20 protein-coding genes are annotated in these 17,708 nt (G+C 56.7%); 16 read left to right on the top strand and 4 right to left on the bottom strand.

Annotation, left to right across the window (positions count from 1 at the left end; genetic code table 11):
- The first annotated feature begins 82 nt into the window (after nucleotides 1-82).
- The 5 genes from ACZ9W6_RS09015 (at nucleotide 83) to ACZ9W6_RS09035 (ending at nucleotide 4,722) form a co-directional block, all read left to right on the top strand.
- Nucleotides 83-1,291, top strand: a complete 1,209-nt coding sequence (locus ACZ9W6_RS09015) for an MFS transporter (protein WP_465190772.1) — start codon at nucleotides 83-85, stop codon at nucleotides 1,289-1,291.
- 135 nt (nucleotides 1,292-1,426) lie between these two features.
- On the top strand, nucleotides 1,427-2,017 hold the full coding sequence (locus tag ACZ9W6_RS09020; protein ID WP_465190773.1) for an O-methyltransferase: 591 nt from the start codon (nucleotides 1,427-1,429) through the stop codon (nucleotides 2,015-2,017).
- A 1-nt stretch (nucleotide 2,018) separates the two neighbouring features.
- On the top strand, nucleotides 2,019-3,092 hold the full coding sequence (gene pheA / locus ACZ9W6_RS09025; protein ID WP_465190774.1) for a prephenate dehydratase: 1,074 nt from the start codon (nucleotides 2,019-2,021) through the stop codon (nucleotides 3,090-3,092).
- Between the two features lie 30 nt (nucleotides 3,093-3,122).
- Complete coding sequence (locus ACZ9W6_RS09030) at nucleotides 3,123-3,710, top strand: LOG family protein (RefSeq protein ID WP_465190775.1); 588 nt, start codon at nucleotides 3,123-3,125, stop codon at nucleotides 3,708-3,710.
- A 19-nt stretch (nucleotides 3,711-3,729) separates the two neighbouring features.
- Nucleotides 3,730-4,722, top strand: coding sequence for a 3-deoxy-7-phosphoheptulonate synthase (locus ACZ9W6_RS09035; RefSeq protein ID WP_465190776.1), 993 nt, complete (start codon nucleotides 3,730-3,732; stop codon nucleotides 4,720-4,722).
- Between the two features lies 1 nt (nucleotide 4,723).
- Here ACZ9W6_RS09035 and ACZ9W6_RS09040 read toward each other — a convergent pair whose 3' ends face one another.
- From ACZ9W6_RS09040 to dapF, 3 genes are read right to left on the bottom strand one after another with little or no spacing between them, the layout of a single operon-like run.
- Nucleotides 4,724-5,287 carry a hypothetical protein gene (locus ACZ9W6_RS09040; protein WP_465190777.1) on the bottom strand — a complete coding sequence of 188 codons (564 nt, stop codon included), beginning with the start codon at nucleotides 5,285-5,287 and terminating at the stop codon, nucleotides 4,724-4,726.
- Complete coding sequence (locus tag ACZ9W6_RS09045; RefSeq protein ID WP_465190779.1) at nucleotides 5,284-5,919, bottom strand: DUF484 family protein; 636 nt, start codon at nucleotides 5,917-5,919, stop codon at nucleotides 5,284-5,286. Before ACZ9W6_RS09045 ends, ACZ9W6_RS09040 begins: the two co-directional genes overlap by 4 nt.
- A 30-nt stretch (nucleotides 5,920-5,949) precedes the next feature.
- Nucleotides 5,950-6,780, bottom strand: coding sequence for a diaminopimelate epimerase (dapF, locus tag ACZ9W6_RS09050; protein ID WP_465190780.1), 831 nt, complete (start codon nucleotides 6,778-6,780; stop codon nucleotides 5,950-5,952).
- 110 nt (nucleotides 6,781-6,890) lie between these two features.
- On the opposite strand from dapF, the gene ACZ9W6_RS09055 reads away from it, so the two are divergent.
- The 6 genes from ACZ9W6_RS09055 to ACZ9W6_RS09080 are packed head-to-tail and all read left to right on the top strand — an operon-like array spanning nucleotide 6,891 to nucleotide 10,093.
- Nucleotides 6,891-7,475 carry a TetR/AcrR family transcriptional regulator gene (locus tag ACZ9W6_RS09055; RefSeq protein WP_465190781.1) on the top strand — a complete coding sequence of 195 codons (585 nt, stop codon included), beginning with the start codon at nucleotides 6,891-6,893 and terminating at the stop codon, nucleotides 7,473-7,475.
- A gap of 34 nt (nucleotides 7,476-7,509) precedes the next feature.
- Nucleotides 7,510-8,019, top strand: a complete 510-nt coding sequence (locus ACZ9W6_RS09060; protein WP_465190782.1) for a DUF4442 domain-containing protein — start codon at nucleotides 7,510-7,512, stop codon at nucleotides 8,017-8,019.
- Nucleotides 7,983-8,828, top strand: a complete 846-nt coding sequence (locus ACZ9W6_RS09065; protein ID WP_465190783.1) for a crotonase/enoyl-CoA hydratase family protein — start codon at nucleotides 7,983-7,985, stop codon at nucleotides 8,826-8,828. The genes ACZ9W6_RS09060 and ACZ9W6_RS09065 overlap by 37 nt, the downstream gene beginning before the upstream one ends.
- Nucleotides 8,829-8,869: 41 nt before the next feature.
- On the top strand, nucleotides 8,870-9,379 hold the full coding sequence (mobB, locus tag ACZ9W6_RS09070) for a molybdopterin-guanine dinucleotide biosynthesis protein B (RefSeq protein WP_465190784.1): 510 nt from the start codon (nucleotides 8,870-8,872) through the stop codon (nucleotides 9,377-9,379).
- Complete coding sequence (locus ACZ9W6_RS09075; protein ID WP_465190785.1) at nucleotides 9,379-9,630, top strand: MoaD/ThiS family protein; 252 nt, start codon at nucleotides 9,379-9,381, stop codon at nucleotides 9,628-9,630. Before mobB ends, ACZ9W6_RS09075 begins: the two co-directional genes overlap by 1 nt.
- Nucleotide 9,631: 1 nt before the next feature.
- Complete coding sequence (locus tag ACZ9W6_RS09080; protein ID WP_465190786.1) at nucleotides 9,632-10,093, top strand: molybdenum cofactor biosynthesis protein MoaE; 462 nt, start codon at nucleotides 9,632-9,634, stop codon at nucleotides 10,091-10,093.
- Between the two features lie 227 nt (nucleotides 10,094-10,320).
- Here the strand turns inward: ACZ9W6_RS09080 and ACZ9W6_RS09085 are convergent, their stop codons facing one another.
- Entirely contained in the window at nucleotides 10,321-11,283 is a 963-nt protein-coding gene (locus ACZ9W6_RS09085; protein ID WP_465190787.1) for a tRNA dihydrouridine synthase, read from the bottom strand.
- Between the two features lie 95 nt (nucleotides 11,284-11,378).
- On the opposite strand from ACZ9W6_RS09085, the gene ACZ9W6_RS09090 reads away from it, so the two are divergent.
- The 5 genes from ACZ9W6_RS09090 to recN all read left to right on the top strand — a co-directional run bounded on the left by ACZ9W6_RS09090 (nucleotide 11,379) and on the right by recN (nucleotide 17,669).
- Nucleotides 11,379-12,320, top strand: coding sequence for a nucleoside hydrolase (locus tag ACZ9W6_RS09090; protein ID WP_465190788.1), 942 nt, complete (start codon nucleotides 11,379-11,381; stop codon nucleotides 12,318-12,320).
- A gap of 61 nt (nucleotides 12,321-12,381) precedes the next feature.
- The gene (locus tag ACZ9W6_RS09095) at nucleotides 12,382-14,484 is read left to right on the top strand and encodes an ATP-binding protein (RefSeq protein ID WP_465190789.1); all 2,103 of its coding nucleotides are present in this window, start codon (nucleotides 12,382-12,384) and stop codon (nucleotides 14,482-14,484) included.
- Complete coding sequence (locus ACZ9W6_RS09100) at nucleotides 14,481-15,119, top strand: response regulator transcription factor (RefSeq protein WP_465190790.1); 639 nt, start codon at nucleotides 14,481-14,483, stop codon at nucleotides 15,117-15,119. The genes ACZ9W6_RS09095 and ACZ9W6_RS09100 overlap by 4 nt, the downstream gene beginning before the upstream one ends.
- Before the next feature lie 2 nt (nucleotides 15,120-15,121).
- Entirely contained in the window at nucleotides 15,122-16,003 is an 882-nt protein-coding gene (locus tag ACZ9W6_RS09105) for an NAD kinase (RefSeq protein WP_465190791.1), read from the top strand.
- Nucleotides 16,004-16,007: 4 nt separating this feature from the next.
- Entirely contained in the window at nucleotides 16,008-17,669 is a 1,662-nt protein-coding gene (recN, locus tag ACZ9W6_RS09110; RefSeq protein WP_465190792.1) for a DNA repair protein RecN, read from the top strand.
- Nucleotides 17,670-17,708 lie beyond the last annotated feature (39 nt).

Raw genomic sequence — 17,708 nt, forward strand, 5'->3', positions numbered from 1 at the left:
TTTACTCTAGCTGTAATTGACGTGCGATAGCAGAATGCATGACAAGCGCCAATACAATGTTGGCCGCATCCCGGAGTTTGTCATGCGAATTTCCCCCTTGTCGTATCTGCTGCTGGCTGCCAGCGGCATTGTTTCGCTCAGCATGGGCATACGCCATGGCTTTGGTTTTTTCCTGCCGCCGATGACCGAGGCCTTCAGTTTGTCGCGCGAATCATTTGCCTTTGCCATTGGCCTGCAGAATCTGATCTGGGGCGTATCCCAGCCATTTGCCGGCGCCTTCGCCGACCGTTACGGCCCGGGCAGGGTGCTGATTGGTGGTGGCTTGCTGTATGCGGCAGGGCTGGCATTGATGACAGTTTCTGCCAGCGGGGCACTGCTATCCGGCTCGGCGGGTTTGCTGATCGGTATGGCGCTGGCTTGTACCACTTATAGCGTGGTGTATTCGGTGATTGTGCGCGCCGTGCCTGATCACTACCGCTCGACAGCGATGGGCCTGACCGCAGCCGCCGGCTCCTTTGGCCAGTTCGTGATGATACCGGTGGAGCGCGCACTGATCGATAGCGCGGGCTGGTCACAAACCCTGCTGGTACTGGGCTTGCTGGCGCTATTTCTGCTACCACTCGCCCGTCCGCTTGAAAACACCTATCGCCAGCTGCCACCGTTATCTGGCGGTCATGGTTCGTCGCTACTCAAGGGCATGCGCGATGCGTTTGCCGAAGCATGGCAGCAGCGCTCCTTTCGCTTGCTGACGGCAGGCTACTTTGTCTGCGGCTTTCAGGTCGTTTTTATAGGCGTGCACCTGCCGGCCTATCTGCGTGATCACGGCATGGCTGGTGGCGTTGCCAGCATGGCGCTGGCGCTTATCGGGCTCTTCAATATTTTCGGCACCTATACCGCGGGCAAGCTGGGCGGGCGTTATGCCAAACCCTATTTGCTGGCCGGTATCTATGCCTTGCGCAGCCTGGTGATTATCGGCTTCCTGCTGGCACCGCTCAGTACGACCAGTGTTGCCATCTTCGCGGCCGCCATCGGCTTTTTGTGGCTATCCACCGTCCCGTTGACCAATGGCGTGCTGGTCGGCTTGTTTGGTGTACGTCATCTGGGCTTGCTGTCCGGCGCGGTTTTCTTTTCTCACCAGATCGGCAGCTTCCTCGGCGTCTGGCTGGGCGGGCTGATCTATGACAAAACCGGCAATTACGATGCAGTCTGGGCGATGGCTATCGTGCTGGGCATAATGGCGGCGCTGGCCAATCTGCCGGTGCGCGAAACGCTGGTGCCGGTACGAGCATGACACGATTGATCATGACATTGCTGACCGTGGCCGCGCTTGCCCTGATTTTTGCCAGTTATTTGCAACCAGCATTCGTCATTGATGCGGCCAACCTGATAGCATCCTGTTTCTGATTGCTTTAAAGAGAACAGGCTCATGCTGGAACCAAGCTTGCTGGCTGCCTTGCAAAAGCTGTGGGAAGAGGGCGAAGAGTTTGACGCCACCCACAGTACGCGCAGCGAAAAACGTCTGAACATCACCCCTGACACCGGCCGCTTCCTGTATCAGCTAAGTCGTAGCCGCAACGCCAGAACCGTGCTGGAAATCGGCACATCTACCGCTTACTCGACTATCTGGCTGGCGCTGGCCGCCAGGCGCAACAAGGGCAAAGTCATTTCTGCCGACATCTCGGCACACAAACTGGCACTGGCTGCAGCCAACCTGCAGAAATTCGGCCTCGAGGCGCAGGTGATGCTGCAGCGCAAGGATGGCTATGAACTGCTGGCGCAAGCCGATGATGAAAGCGTGGATTTGCTGTTTCTGGATGCCGATCGGCAGCGTTATGCCGGTTATTGGCCGGAAATCTGCCGGGTTATGGCGCGTGGTGGCTTGCTGGTGATGGATAATGCATTGTCTCATGCCGAAGAATGTGCACCATTCTGCCGTGCAGTGCTTGCGACGCATGGCTATCTCGCGGAAACTTATCCGATCGGAAAAGGCCAGTTTGTCATACTGAAAGACTTGTAACGTGTCAGAAGAACTGCTCAAGCAACATCGCGACGCGATCGACAATATCGACGTCGAAATTCTCAAGCTGCTGAATCAGCGTGCGCAACATGCGCGCGAGATTGGCGAAATCAAGGGTGGCGGCATCATTTATCGCCCGGAACGCGAAGCCCAGGTGCTGCGCCGCATCAAGGAACTGAATCCCGGCCCTTTGCCCGGCGAGTCCGTAGCGCGTTTGTTCCGTGAAGTGATGTCGGAGTGCCTCGCGCTGGAAAAACCGCTGTCGATCGCCTATCTCGGCCCGGAAGGGACTTTCAGCCAGCTGGCCACTCGCAAGCACTTTGGCCATGCTGCCCGCACCGTGGCGTGCAGCTCGATAGACGAGGCCTTCCGCCTGGTTGAATCGCGCACACTCGATTACGTGGTGGCACCGGTGGAGAACTCGACCGAGGGCGCCGTTGGCCGCACGCTGGACCTGATGGTCAGCTCGCCACTGAAAGTCTGTGGCGAAGTCGTGCTGCGCATTCACCATCACCTGCTGCGGCAAGAGCCGAGTTTTGACGGCATTCGCCGTGTTTATGCGCACGCCCAGGCGCTGGCGCAATGTCACGAGTGGCTGAACAAGAACCTGCCGGCCAATGTCGAGCGTGTCTCCGTTGCCAGCAATGCCGAAGCCGCAAGGTTGGCCGCAGAGGACAAGGACTGCGCCGCTATTGCCGGCCAGGCAGCCGCCGAACGCTACAGCCTGCTGAAGCTGGCGGAAAACATCGAAGACGAGCCGAACAATACCACCCGCTTCCTGGTGCTGGGTCACCAGAGCGTTGGCGTTACCGGCCAGGACAAGACGTCGCTGATTGTCTCCGCGCCAAACCGTCCTGGTGCCGTGCATTACCTGCTGGCCCCGCTGGCCGACAATGGCGTATCGATGAGCAAGTTCGAATCTCGTCCATCACGCGCCGGTCTGTGGGACTATGTCTTCTTTATTGATGTGGAAGGGCATGCCGACGACGCACATGTTGCCAAGGCGCTGCTGGCGCTGAAAGAGCGCACAGCCTTCGTCAAGGTGCTAGGCGCCTATCCGCAAGCCGTGCTGTAAGCGGCCACGCTACCCAAACGAGATTCCCGTATGAGCATTCAGTCAGTATGTCTGTTTTGTGGCTCCAACAGTGGCGCCAACCCTGCGTATACCGCAGCAGCTTTTGCCTTGGGTACTACCTTGGCAGCAAGAGATATCACCCTTGTTTATGGTGGTGGCAATATCGGCCTGATGGGCACCACTGCCGATGCCGTGCTGGCTGGTGGCGGTCGTGTCATCGGCGTGATTCCCGAGTTTCTGAAAGCACGTGAAGTCGCTCACGAGGGCCTGTCGGAGCTGCACGTCACGCGCACCATGCACGAACGCAAGGCGCTGATGGAAGACCTGTCCGGTGCTTTCATCACCTTGCCAGGCGGCTTTGGCACCTATGATGAGTTTTTCGAGATGCTGACCTGGGCTCAGCTGTCGGTTCACAACAAGCCTATCGGCCTGCTGAATGTGGATGGCTTCTTTGATCCTTTGCTGGCCATGGTCGAGCATGGCGTGAAAGAGGGCTTTGTTGCACCGGGCAATCTTGAGCTGTTCGTTGTGGCCAACAATGTCGACAGCCTGTTGCTGGCACTGGAAAACCATCAGCCGCGCACGGTCAATAAATGGCTGTCTCACGACCAGGTTTAAGGCAGCGACGGAGCACACGATGATCATCATCCTGAAACCCCACAGTGACGAAGCCGCGCTGGATGGCGTACTCGCCAGTATTGCTGCGTTAGGCCTGCAAAGCCATGTCTCGCGCGGCATCGAGCGCACGCTGATCGGGGTAATCGGTGATGAACGCCTGCTGCAGACCAGTCTGTTTGATGGTTTGCCAGGGGTGGATCGGGTACTACGTGTGCTCGACGGCTATCGGCTGGTCTCGCGCGAGTTTCAGCGTGAAAACAGTGAAGTCAGAATTGGTCGTACCGTATTTGGCACTGCACAGTGGCAGCTGATGTTGGCCGCCACACCAAACGAGTCTGATCTTGAAACCATCGCCGGCTTTGCCAGCCAGCAGGGTTGCGCAGGGCTGATTGCCGACAGTTTCTTGCTGAATGACAACCCCTATGGAAAGTCGGGCAGCGGATTATTGGCGCTGGAAAAACTGGCCAGCACAGCACGTAATGCGGGCTTGTCATGGCTGTCGCCATTGCAGGATGTCCGTTTGCTCGACACCTATCTCGAGGCAGATCCCGATGCCATCCTGCTGGCAGGCCGCTCGGCCAGTGATGTTGTCTTGCTGAAGGAAGTTGGCCGCATCAACAAGCCGGTGGTGCTGGCGAGGCCGCCACGTGCGACACCGGCTGAATGGCTGATGGCGGCTGAACATGTCGCGATTGGCGGCAATCACCGCATCATCTTGTGCGAGCAGGGCGAGCAGACCGAAAGTGCCGAGCGTGGCTTGGCTGCTATCAGCGAGATCCCCTTACTCAAGCGCGAGAGCCATCTGCCAGTCTTGCTGGCCCCGTGCTCGCCGGCAGTGACGGCCGATATTGCGGCCAACCTTGCCTTGGCCGGTATGGCGGCGGGTGCGGATGGGCTCTTGTTGCACGCCAGCTCACAGTCGACCTTGCCACATGCCCTCAGCTTACCGGCACTGGCAATGCTACAAGAAACCTTGCGAGGCATCGCGCCGCACCTTGGCCGCAAGCTTTAAGTCAAAGGTGTCTGAGCAGTAACGGCACCAGCACTTCGGCCGTCCAGGCCAGCGCCAGCGGCATGGTGATCATGCTGAATACGATCAGCCACCAAGGCAGCCGCGCTTTTTCATCAGCCAGACTGCAGAACAGCTGGTACTGCACATAAGCAGCAACTGCAACAAATGGCGGCAGGGTCATGAATGCCTGCAAGGGGCGGTCGGTAAGCAGCGGATTCAGCAGCATGACGCCAGCCACCAGCACAAGATGGCTGCTCAGGTAACAGCCCATCTTGCGAGAAAGCCCGACAAATCCCACACCTTTGCGGCCAACCTTGCCACTCACCGCAAAAACCAGCAGTGCGGTAATGCTTAGCCACAAGTAGGCATACAAGAATGGCAACCACACCGGCACCAGCGGCAGGGTAGGCAAATAGCCGCGAAACAGGGTCGCGGCTATCAGATAGGCAAAACATGCCGACAAGGCGACAAGCAGGCTGTCGCACGCGACTATCCGCCACAAGACATGCAGAAAATAGATCAATAGCGGAAGCAGGATCAGCAGACTGCCGAAAGACAAGATCATGCCTGAGCCAGCAGCGCGCCAATACGAGCCGAAATCAGCTCGCCGATCTGTGCGAGATACTGTGTCTGCATGTCGCGGGTGAAGCGCTCGGCATCATCGCTACCAATCAACAACACGCCGAACGCCACACCATCGACCCGCAATGCGACGCTGGCGAAGGACTGCAATACCGGCTGGCCGGGCAGCCAGGCCAGCATTTCATCATTGATATAGGGGCCACAATAAGGCTGCGCCTGATTCTGTGCCAGTTGCTGAATCTCCTTGCGGCTGCAGTAGTCTGCGCAGTCCTTGCGAGATGGATGCCATAAACGGATGGTGGAACGATCAAGACCAAACTGCGCCTTCAGCAAGTCATGCGTAGCCTGCACCGCCTCTTCGACGCTGCCAGACTTGAGCAAGCCCAGCGACAATGCATGGCAGCGGGTCACGATCTTGTCATTCAGCTCGCCGAACTGCAGCATTTGCTGCAGTCGGACTTCCAGCTGCCGGTTCTGGTCACGTAAATCCAGCATCTGGCGTTCGGCAAATGACACGATGCGGTCGTGGCTGGGTTTCAGGCCAAAACGGGCAGCGTTTTGCTCGAGAAAATCCGGATGTTGATCAAGAAAGGACAGCACGTCTTCTGGCAGCATTATTCCTCCTCATCACTGTGTACGGCAGAGTTACAGTTCAACTTCACCGCTAAAGACAGTAACGGCGGGGCCGGTCATTTTTACCGGATGACCCTCACCATGCCATTCGATCTGCAATTCGCCGCCACGGGTATGAACGCGAACCTTGTTACCCAGTGCGCCGCGGCGAATACCGGCAACGACGGCAGCACACGCGCCGGTCCCGCAGGCCAGTGTCTCGCCGGCACCGCGTTCATAAACCCGCAGACGGACTTCATCACGCGCAACAATTTGCATGAAGCCGGCGTTCACCTTTTCCGGGAAGCGGGCATGCGATTCGACCTGAGGGCCCCACTGAGCAACTGGAGCCAGCTCGACATCCTCGACTACCGTCACGGCATGCGGATTACCCATCGAAACCACCGAAACATCGAGGTCGACATCACTCAGCGACAGCGGGTGAGTAATGGCATCGCCCTCGGCAAGGAATGGGATTTCCAGCGGCTTGAAGCGCGGTACGCCCATGTCTACAGTGATGGTGCCGTCCTGACGATACTCGGGCACGATCACGCCCTTGGCGGTTTCGACACGGATAGACGACTTGTTGGTAAGTTTCTGTTCGGTCACGAATTTGACGAAGCAGCGCGCGCCATTGCCGCATTGCTCCACCTCGCTGCCATCGTTATTGAAGATGCGATAGCGGAAATCGTTATCAGCAGAGTGAGGTGCCTCTACCAGCAATAGCTGGTCAAAGCCGATGCCCATATGGCGATCACCCAGTTGTTTCAGTCGGGTCGTGCTGAGGGTGACTGTCTGGCGAATCCCGTCAATCACCACAAAATCATTGCCCAAACCATGCATCTTGCTGAATTTCAATTTCATCGGAGTTCAAGTTCTGTGAGCCAAGTTGAGGCCATCATAACCGATATGCCTAAGCCTCAACAGCATGCGACATCATTGACACCTTACTAACCGGTAAGTAGAGTCGATTCATGAAAGCAGAAACCGATTCCCGCACCACCGATACCCGCAAAAGGATTCTCGATCTGGCTGAAGCACTCATGCTGGGGCGAGGCTTCAATGCCTTCAGTTATCAGCACATCAGTGCCGAGCTGGGCGTGCGCAATGCCGCCATTCATTACCATTTTCCGAAGAAAACCGATCTGGGTGTCGCGCTGATCGAACGTTATTGCCGACGCTTCGAGCGCTATATGCAGTCGCATGCCGGCCTGAGCGCCGCAGAACAACTGGAGCGTTATCTGGAGCTGGCTGATCGCTACTACGGGCACGGACAGATTTGCCCGAGCGGGATACTGTCTGCCGAGCTGGCAACGTTGCCGGAAGAAATGCAAACAGCTACCCACCGCTTTGTGGCCTTGATGCGCAGCTGGGCTGTGCAGATCGTCGAGCAAGGAAAAGAGCAGGGCAGCATGCACTACGCCGGCAACCCGCTGGCAATGGGTAGCCTGATTTCAGCTGCCATGCAAGGTGCCTTGCAGCTTGCCCGCTTTGACGAGCAAGCCATGTCGTTATGCAAGCAGCAAATCCGGGATCTGCTAGGTATCGCAGCCCGATAAAAAACAAAACGTTTTACCAACACGAGAGAACAAGATGACTCAAAAGAAAAATGCCATGTGCCGCATGGTTGAAAAAACCGACAAACTGCCTGCCAGCTTGCGCCAGTGGGCAATTACCAAACTTTTCTCGCGCTTTGTACCTTTTCTCGGCACCGCGGGACTGCGCTTTGAAGAGGTTGGCCGCGAGCGCATGGTGGTCAGCATTGTCAATCAGCGCAAGGTTCAGAACCATATCAAGGGTATTCACGCAGCCGCGATGGCACTGCTGGCCGAGACGGCAACCGGCTTTGTAGTGGGCATGAACGTCCCCGATGACAAATTGATGCTGTTGAAGTCGATGAAGGTCAGCTATCTCAAGCGCGCCCAAGGCAATATGCGAGCTACTGCCACGCTGGAGCCCAGCCAGATTGCGCGCATGTTCAGCGAAGACAAGGGTGATGTGCTGGTCAATGTCAACGTGGTGGATGAAAGCGGTGAGTCGCCGATTGCCTGTGAAATGGTTTGGGCATGGGTGCCGAAGAAGCGGCCGGAGGCAGCAAAATGATCTTCGATACCCTGCTTTTGACAATTGAAGATCATATCGCAACTGTCACGCTGAACCGGCCTGACAAGGCGAACTCGCTCAACGAAACAATGTGGCAGGAGTTGCGCCTCGTCATGGAGCACTGCAGTGATAACCCGGTTGTACGGGTCGTTATCCTGCAAGGCAATGGCAAACACTTCTGCGCCGGCATTGATTTGCAGATGCTCATGAATGTGCAAGCACAGATTGAGGATGCTTGCGAAGCACGCAAACGTGAAAAACTGCGCAGGCTGATTCTGGCTTTGCAAGACAGCGTGTCGAGTCTAGAGGCATGCAGCAAGCCGGTTATTGCTGCCATTCACGGCGCATGCGTCGGCGGTGCACTTGACATCATTCTTGCTGCGGACATGCGCTATGCCAGCGTCGATGCCCGTTTCTGCATCAAGGAAGTAGATGTCGGCATGGTTGCCGATGTCGGCACGTTGCAAAGACTGGCCAGAATAGTAGGCGAGGGCAATGCCCGCGAGATGGCATTCACCGCTATCGAGCTGACGGCAGAGCAGGCGGCGGCCAACCATTTGCTCAATCGCGCATTCGAAAGCAGGGACGCGATGCTTGCTCATGTGCAGGCTTGTGCTACTGCAATTGCTGCCAAGTCGCCACTGGCCATCCGAGGTACCAAGGAAATTCTCAACTACAGCCGCGATCATAGTGTTGCCGATGGGTTAAACTACGTCGCGACCTGGAATGCAGCCATGCTGGTTTCAGAGGATTTGCAGGCCGCAGTCATGGGCGCCGTAACCGGAGCGCCCGCCACATTCCGTGGCTGAATCGCTGCGGCCAACCTTACATCAAGGCAGGATCTTTGCTTGTGAAAAGACAGCAATTAGTACTTGGTATTGTTGGCTGGTCTGGCTGCGGTAAAACGACGCTGATCGAAGCGATCTTGCCCTTGTTGCAAAACAAGGGCTTTTGTATTTCTGTCGTCAAGCATAGCCACCACCAGATTGAACATGACACACCGGGAAAGGATAGCTGGCGGCACTCTCGCGCTGGTGCCAGCCAGGTCATGCTGATATCGGATGGCAAAAGTAGTATCACAACCAACCATGCCAAAGCACCGGATCTTGACGACCAGCTCCGACTGTTACAGCCTGTTGATCTTGTCATATTCGAAGGACAGAAATGGCTGGACATTCCGAAGATAGAGGTATTTCGGCAAAGTGTTGGCAAGCCGATGTTGCATCCGGAATGTAGTGGCATTTTTCTGCAGGCAAGGGATAGCTTGGCTGAAGCAAATCTGGGCGTCCCCAGCATACAACTCGATAATATCCACGGCATTGCTGATTGCATCGCCGACTGGATCAGGGAGAACCGATAGTGGCAGTACGTGTGATTTTTTTTGGCCGACTGAAAGACGATCTGGCTTGCACGGACATTGAAATTGACTGGCACGGCGGCAGTGGCCACGACTTACTGGCACAGCTGCGTAGCCGTAGCACTAGCTGGAGTGAATCATTGGCTGAAGGAAAGGTATTCCGGCTGGCAATCAACCAGCAAATCTCGAAGTTGGACGCGGTCATTGAAGACAAGGCAGAAGTCGCGATTTTACCGCCAGTGACCGGGGGCTAGCATGATTTGTCATATCCGGATTCAGACCGAACGCTATGATCTTGCTGCAGAAGAGTTGCAGCTTCGCCAAGAGGCAAATGATGCCGGCGCCACGGTGACATTCCAGGGCGTGGTCCGCGCCAATGATCATGCAATTCCGTTGCGGGCATTATTTCTCGAGCACTTTCCGGGCGTCACCGAAAACGAGATCCGCCGGATTGCTGTAGATATGCAGCAACGTTGGCCTGTATCAGCTGTCCGAGTCATTCATCGTGTTGGCGAGTTAGCCGCTGGCGAGCCCATTGTAATGGTGATGGTTGCATCGGCACATCGCAAGGCTGCATTCGCTGCGGCCGAATTCCTGATGGACTATCTGAAGACGGAAGCGCCTTTCTGGAAGAAAGAAATCCTTGCTGATGATAGTAGTCACTGGGTTGATGCAAAGCTTAGTGATGGTGAGGCGCTGAAGAAATGGGGTTTGTAGCTGGAGAAGGGGCTGAAGTCAGCCTTTTCAGGCATTAAATTTGACATAATAAACATTATGTGACATCAAGCATGCGGGCAAAAAAGAACCTCCAGCATCAGTCACAGATGTCTGGAGGTTTTAAGCGCAGGCTTTGCCCGCACGCTTCAGATCAGGAACGCCATTCCATATCAAAGCTTGGGTTAATGATAGTTCCGAGCCTGCTAACAGACTATTCGTAAAAACACCTAGTCCCTTGCGATATGAGCATCCAGCTGAGCCTTAAGCATTGATTCGTCTTTTATCGTCTTGATAATACTGAAAAAATCAGACGCCTCTGGGTACGTTCTGCGCAATAAGTTCACCCATTGCTTTACGCGACTACAGGCGTAGTTGCCCGCATCCGGGTGACGAAGGCATTGATTGAAAAGCTCATTGACATGGACCATCGTAACTTGCCAGCTCGCCAGAGGCTGCGCGTCCTGATTGTTCAGGTACTGTTTGATACGCATGGCCAGATCAGGCGCGGCAATCAGGCCGCGCCCAATCATCACGTCGTCACACTGACCAATCTCGCGCAATGCAATGTAGTCTTCTAACGTCCAGACCTCGCCATTGGCAATCAAGGGGATGGAAATGACTTCCTTGATGCGTGGAAACCACTCCCAGTGCGCTGGAGGTCTATAGCCCTCAACTTTGGTGCGCGCATGAACAACGAGCTCATGTGCGCCTGCGTCCGACAGTGCGCGAGCGCACTCCAGTGTCAAATCCGTATTTTCGTAGCCGAGCCTCATTTTTGCAGTAACCGGAATATCAGCCGGCACCGCTTGCCGGACTTTATTGACTATGCTGAACAAGGTCTCGGGCTCTTTCAGCAATACGGCACCGCCACGGTGCCTGTTGACCGTTGGTGCCGGACAGCCAAAATTCAGGTCGATTACCGGTGCGCCCAGCTCACAGGCACGCACCGCATTTTCAGCCAGCCAATCGGCATCCGAGCCCAACAGTTGCAACCGCACCTGCGTACCGGTTGTCGTGCGTGAACCATTAAGCAATTCGGGAGCCAAACGATGGAACGTTTTAACCGGCAAGAGAGAGTTGGTTACACGAATAAATTCCGTTACGCACCAATCAATACCACCAATACTCGTTAGTACGGAGCGCATCGCGTCATCGACGAGGCCTTCCATTGGGGCTAATGCAATTTTCATTCTCTGTTCCAATTCACTATCGAAATGCAGGCTGCTATTGACTTTTAAAGTTGAGTTGGTAAATCTTCCGGCTTGAAAAGAAAGACACAAGATTCATGACTAAACACACGATCATTATCGATACCGACCCGGGCCAGGACGACGCAGTCGCCATTCTTTCGGCACTGGGCTCGGCATCCATGGAAGTTGCCGGCATTACCACTGTTGCCGGCAATGTGCCGCTGCCACTGACCACCCGTAACGCACGTATCATTTGTGACTGGGCTGGCCGCCATGACGTGCCGGTTTTCGCCGGTTGCAGCCGCCCCCTTTTGCGCGAACTGGTAACCGCAGAACATCTGTGTGGCAAGTCAGGCCTTGATGGCGCACCACTGCACGACCCGATCACCCCGGTTCAGGACGAACATGCTGTCGACTTCATCGTCAAGACCTTGCGTGAACGCCCGGAGCACAGCGTTACGCTTTGCATGCTGGGTCCGTTGACCAATCTGGCCATGGCTGTTGTCAAGGCGCCGGATATTATCATGCGTGTCCGCGAAATTGTAATCATGGGCGGGGCCTACTTTGAAGGCGGCAACATCACCCCGTCTGCCGAGTTCAACTTCCATGTTGACCCGGACTCGGCGGCAACCGTTCTTGGCTGCGGCGCACCGATTACCCTGCTGCCTCTGGACGTCACCCACAAGGTCATGGCCACCCCATCGCGCGCAGCCTTGTTCCGCAACCTGCCTAATCGTTGCGGTACCTTGGCAGCAGATTTGATGACCACGCCGGTGAGATTCGAATTCGAGCGCTTTGGCGATCAATCCATTCCAATTCACGACCCGGCCGTCATTGCATATGTACTCAAGCCTGAGATTTTCTCGGGCAAACGGGTATTTGTTGCCGTTGAGCAATCAAGCGAGCTGACAATCGGCGCATCCCCGGTCGACTGGTGGGGCACTACCGGCCGCAAGCCCAATGTGAACTACATCACTGACGTCGATACGGATGCACTGTTTGCAGTACTCGCCAACTGCATTGCCTCCCTGCCCTAAGTCATAGTCAATCAGCCCGCAACCAGGACCCGACACGAATGCATTCGCCGAGCGCAACTGAATGACCCCGCCTCGTCATCCGTTTTCCCGCCGCGGTCTTGGTCGCAAGCTGATATATTGGTTGGCCGCAACGGCATTTACCTTTGCCTTGCTGGCCATGATCGAGCAACACGAGGAAGTCGTATTCGAAGACCAGATCATTCAGGCCGAATCATCACTGCATCGTGAACTCAGTCTGGTTCAGTTGTTGCTACAGGCTCTGAGCGATCAGGGGTCCAACCGTCTCTTTATCGATCTGGATGTCGGTTCATTCCACAAGCTGTACTCCCCTGCCATTGTCGCTGCCGGCTTCCAGCAGGCCATCCCGCTGGCAGAGCGCGAACAGCTGGAAACGCGGCTAAGCTACCAGAATCGGCAGCCCTTCCTGATCCGCGATTATCGCGACTGGTCTTCGGCCACCTGGATCGGCAATGGCTCGTGGGTACCGGCACCGGCGCGAAATCAGTATTTACCTTTGCTGTCACTTTATCCGACGGCAAACGGCAGCCGCTTGCAAGATTTGAGTGGTCTTGATGTATTGTCCGACCCTTTCTTGGGTGATGCCGCATTAAAAGCCTGGCAGTCGCCGGGCAAGGTCTTCCGTAGCCGACCGTTTTCGCTGCAGGACAACTCTCCGGGCGTTGCCTATCTGCGCGCAACAGACAAATCCGGGCTGGCTATTGTCTTTGTCGATGCTTCCCAGCTCATCAACGTCAACGCAGAGCTGGCCGAACTGGCCATTCACCCGGCTGCCTATCAGGCCAAGAAAGGTACAGAAGCACTGATTTCGGGCAAGCAGCTGCCACTTGAGCTGCCCTATACCGTAACACTGCACCCTCATAAACTCAGCCCTCTGGAACTGCTGGTCTTCTTCTTCTTTGTCGGCCTAGCCTGCCTGAGTTTGTTCATCGCATTATTCAACACCCGTAGCGCTCAGGCCCGGCCGAAAGTCTTGCCGCGCACCAATGCCGACATACTTAGCAGGCATGCCTTGCAGAGCCTGCCCAGTGCCGTATTGGTGTTTTCCGAGCGCATGCAGATCAGGTATGCCAACGATGTCGCCATTGCACTGAGCGGCGACGACCGTCTGATCGGCAAACTCAGTGCCGGCCTGGATTTCGGCCTGTTCTACATGCAAGACGAACGTCGTATCAGTCTGATCAATGCAATGGCCGAGCAGCGCAAGCCGGCCATCTTCCCACCCAGGTCATTCCTGATCGATGCCTCGGGCATGCGTCATGACATTGAAGGTGAATTCAGCCTCTTGCCTAATGATAGCGACCCGACCTTGCGCGGTTATGTTTTCAGCTTCCGCCAGCTGGCCAATGTGCGCAAAGGCAGTGATGCCGAAATCCACAAACTGCAAGAGCAGCTGCAAAAGCATCAGGACGAGCTGGCGCGCATTGCCCGCATCAACACCTTGGGCGAGATGTCTTCCGGTGTTGCTCACGAGATCAATCAGCCGCTGTCGGCAATCATGAGCTACAACGAGGCGTGCCTTGCCATGCTGGATGATGTCAACCCGGACCCGGTACTGCTGCGCATCTCGCTATCCTCATCCGTCAAACAGGCCAATCGTGCCGGCAAGATCATCCGCCGACTACGCGAACTAGCCAGTCGCAAGCAGCCTGTGCTGGCACCACTGGATATCAACGAGCTACTGACTGGCTCGATTGCCCTGGTACAAAACGAGCTGGACAGCCGCCAGATCGAGCTGACCACCGATCTTGGCAAGTTATTGCCGCTGGTTCGCGGTGACAACATCCAGCTTGAACAAGTTGTCATCAACCTGATCAAGAACGCGATGGATGCCATGCAACAGCAACCTCGCAAACAGTTGAACCGTATCTTTGCCTACACCGAACAACGTGGCCGCCATATTCGCATCGGGATTCGTGACAACGGCCCCGGCATGCCTGAAAATGTGCTGCCTCACGTTTTCGACCCGTTTTACAGCTCGAAAAGTGACGGCATGGGTTTGGGGCTGACCATCAGCCAGACTATCGTCGAAAGCATTGGCGGCCGGCTGTCAGCGCGCAACCTCGAAACAGGGGGTGCTGAATTTGCCATAACCTTGCCGGCGCTGCGTGACGAAGCCGATGATAATCACGAGGAGAATGCATGACGTCGATGAACCCAACCGTGTACGTGGTTGATGACGATCCGGGGGTGCGTGATGCACTGGCCCTGCTGATCGGCACTCAAGGCCTGCATGTACGCACTTTCGACCATGCCAACAGTTTTCTGGAAACCTACCAGCCAGGCGAAATCGGCTGTCTCGTGCTTGATATCCGCATGCCGGACATCAGCGGTCTGGCATTGCAGGACATCCTGAGTATCAAGGAAAATCGCCTGCCCATCATTTTCATCACCGGCCACGGTGATCTAGAGCAGTGCACCCGTGCTTTTCGCGGTGGCGCGGTCGACTTCCTGACCAAGCCGATAGACCGTGACAGACTGCTTGAGAGCTTGCGTAAAGCCATCAAGAAAAGTATCGAACTACAACAGCACGAAGCTGAAACCGCCGACGTCAGGCTGAAACTCGAAAAAATTACCGAACGCGAGATGGGCATCCTGCAGCTGGTTGCCGATGGCTTGTCCAGCAAGGAGATCGCCAAGATGCTTGACGTATCTCCGCGCACCATCGAGGCACACCGCGCCAACCTGTTCAACAAGCTTGGTGTCACCTCGCTGGCAGAACTGATTCGCTTCTATCTCAAGGCCTTGCCGTTCAAGGACAGAGACACTCCAGATCAATAAAAATGTCGAAACTTCTTTTTAACGCCATCGGCCTGGTTGCCCGCCCGGGCAAGGTGCAGATTGTCGAATCCCTGCTGGGCCTGGCCGCGCACCTGTGCAAGCGCGGCGCGCGCATCCTTGTCGACAGCGAGAGCTTGTCTGGCGCCACCTGCCCTGCCGACTTCACCATTGTCGAGCGCGAAGACCTCGGCAAACTGGCCGACCTCGTCATCGTTCTGGGCGGTGATGGCACCATGCTGTCGGTCGCCCGCATGCTGGCGCCTTATCGCGTGCCACTGGTTGGCGTCAACCAGGGCCGACTTGGCTTCATGACCGATATCCCGCTGCACGAGATGATCAGCTCGGTCGACCAGATTCTGGCCGGCCAGTTTGTGCCGGAGGAGCGCAATCTGCTGCAAGCCTCGGTGATTCGCGAAGATGCGGAAATCACCAGCGCGCTGGCGCTCAACGATGTGGTCATCAGCCGCGGTGCACTGGGCTCGATGATCGAATTCGAAGTCTTTATCGACAACCAGTTTGTCTACAGCCAGCGCTCGGATGGCCTGATTGTCAGCACGCCAACCGGCTCGACTGCCTACTCGCTGGCTTCCGGCGGCCCTATTCTGCACCCGTCACTGCAAGCAATCACGCTGGTGCCGATCTGCCCGCAGTCACTCAACAACCGCCCGATCGCAGTCAGCGACAGCTGCGAAGTCGAGTTCATGCTGACCAAGGGCCTTGATACGCGCGTGCATTTTGACGGTCAGTCACATTGCAATCTGATGGAAATGGATCGGGTCGTCATTCGCAGCTACCGCAATACGCTGAAACTGCTGCACCCGCTCAGCTACAACTACTACGACACCCTGCGTCACAAACTGCACTGGGGCGAACGCCTGCTCTGACACCATGCTCCTCTCACTCAGCATCCGCAATTTTGTCATCGTCGACCAGCTGGATCTCGAATTTCAGCAGGGCTTTACCGTACTGACCGGCGAAACTGGTGCCGGCAAATCCATCATCCTGGATGCACTGGGTCTCCTGATGGGCGATCGTGCCGAAAACAGCATGATTCGCGAAGGTGCCGAACGTGCCGAACTATCGGCGCAATTTGACCTGTCACAGAACCCCGACATCCGTGCCTGGCTACAGGATGAGGCCTTTGCCATTGACGAGGCCGAGCTGCTGGTACGCCGCGTAATAGACCGCAGCGGCCGCTCGCGCAGCTTCATCAACGGCCAGCAGGCGACACAAAGCCAGCTCAAGCTGCTGGGCGACTTCCTCGTCGACATTCACGGCCAACATGCACATCAGTCACTGGTGCGCAGCGAATCCCAGCGCCAGCTGCTGGATGCCTACGCCGGTGCCCGACAGTTGGCCGCAGATGTGCGCGATGCCTGGCAGCAATGGCAAGGCGCGCGCAAAAAACGTGAAGACGCCGAACGGCTGCTGCGCGAATCGGAAATCGAGCGCGAGCGGCTGAACTGGCAGATCAACGAGCTGCAGGAGCTGGGTGTGCAGGCCGATGAATGGGCACAGCTGAACCAGCAACATTCGCGGTTGGCAAACGCCACCGAACTGGCCCAGGCTGCCGAGTTTGCCGTCGAAGCCCTGTCCGAGATGGATGGCAGCTGCCTGAGCATCCTGGCGCAGGTGCAGAACCGGCTGGGCAAGCTGTCCGGCCTCGACACCCGCCTTGCCGAGTCGCATGCGCTGCTGGATTCGGTCGAGGCCGAGCTGCGCGAAGTCATCTACAGCCTGCGCGGCTATGGTGATGACGATGCCGACCCGGCGCTGTTGCAACAAGTTGAAAGCCGTATCGAGCAGCTGATGCGTGCCGCTCGCAAATACCGCTGCCAGCCGGAAGAGCTGCCGCGCAAACTCGAAGACTGGCAACAGCAACTGGCCGCCATCGAGGCCGCCAGCGATCAGGAGCAGCTGGCCGTAGCCGAGTCTGCCGCCCAGGCGCGTTACCGCGCCCTCGCCGAGTCTTTGTCTGCCAAACGTCGTCAGGCTGCCAGCGAGCTGGGCAAGCGCATCGCCAGCGAGATGCAGCGACTGGCGATGGAAGGCGCCCGCTTTGCCATCGAGTTGTCGGCCCTGGCCGAGCCAGGCGCACACGGCCTCGAATCTATCGAATATCTGGTTGCGGCCAACCAGGGTAGCACGCTGCGCCCGCTGGCCAAGGTAGCCTCGGGCGGTGAGCTGTCGCGCATCAGCCTCGCCATGCAGGTTGTCATCAGCCAGGTCGCCAGCGTGCCGACGCTGATCTTTGACGAGGTCGATGTCGGCATCGGCGGGCGCGTGGCAGAGGTGGTCGGCAAGCTGCTGCGTCAACTGGGCGAACGTTATCAGGTCTTGTGCGTGACTCACCTGCCCCAGGTGGCTTCCTGCGCGCGCCAGCACTGGCAAGTCAGCAAGCGCCGCGAAGGCAGCGCCACCATCAGCCGCATCCAGCCGCTGGATAGCGAGGCACGCATTCTCGAAATCGCACGCATGCTGGGTGGCGAAGACATCACCCAGACCACTCGCGAGCACGCCAGCGAAATGCTGACAGCCAACGCCAGCTAAGCCTTCTCGCTCCCAAAAACAAACCCGCCATCTGGCGGG

It is taken from the genome of Vogesella lacus, assembly GCF_979366295.1.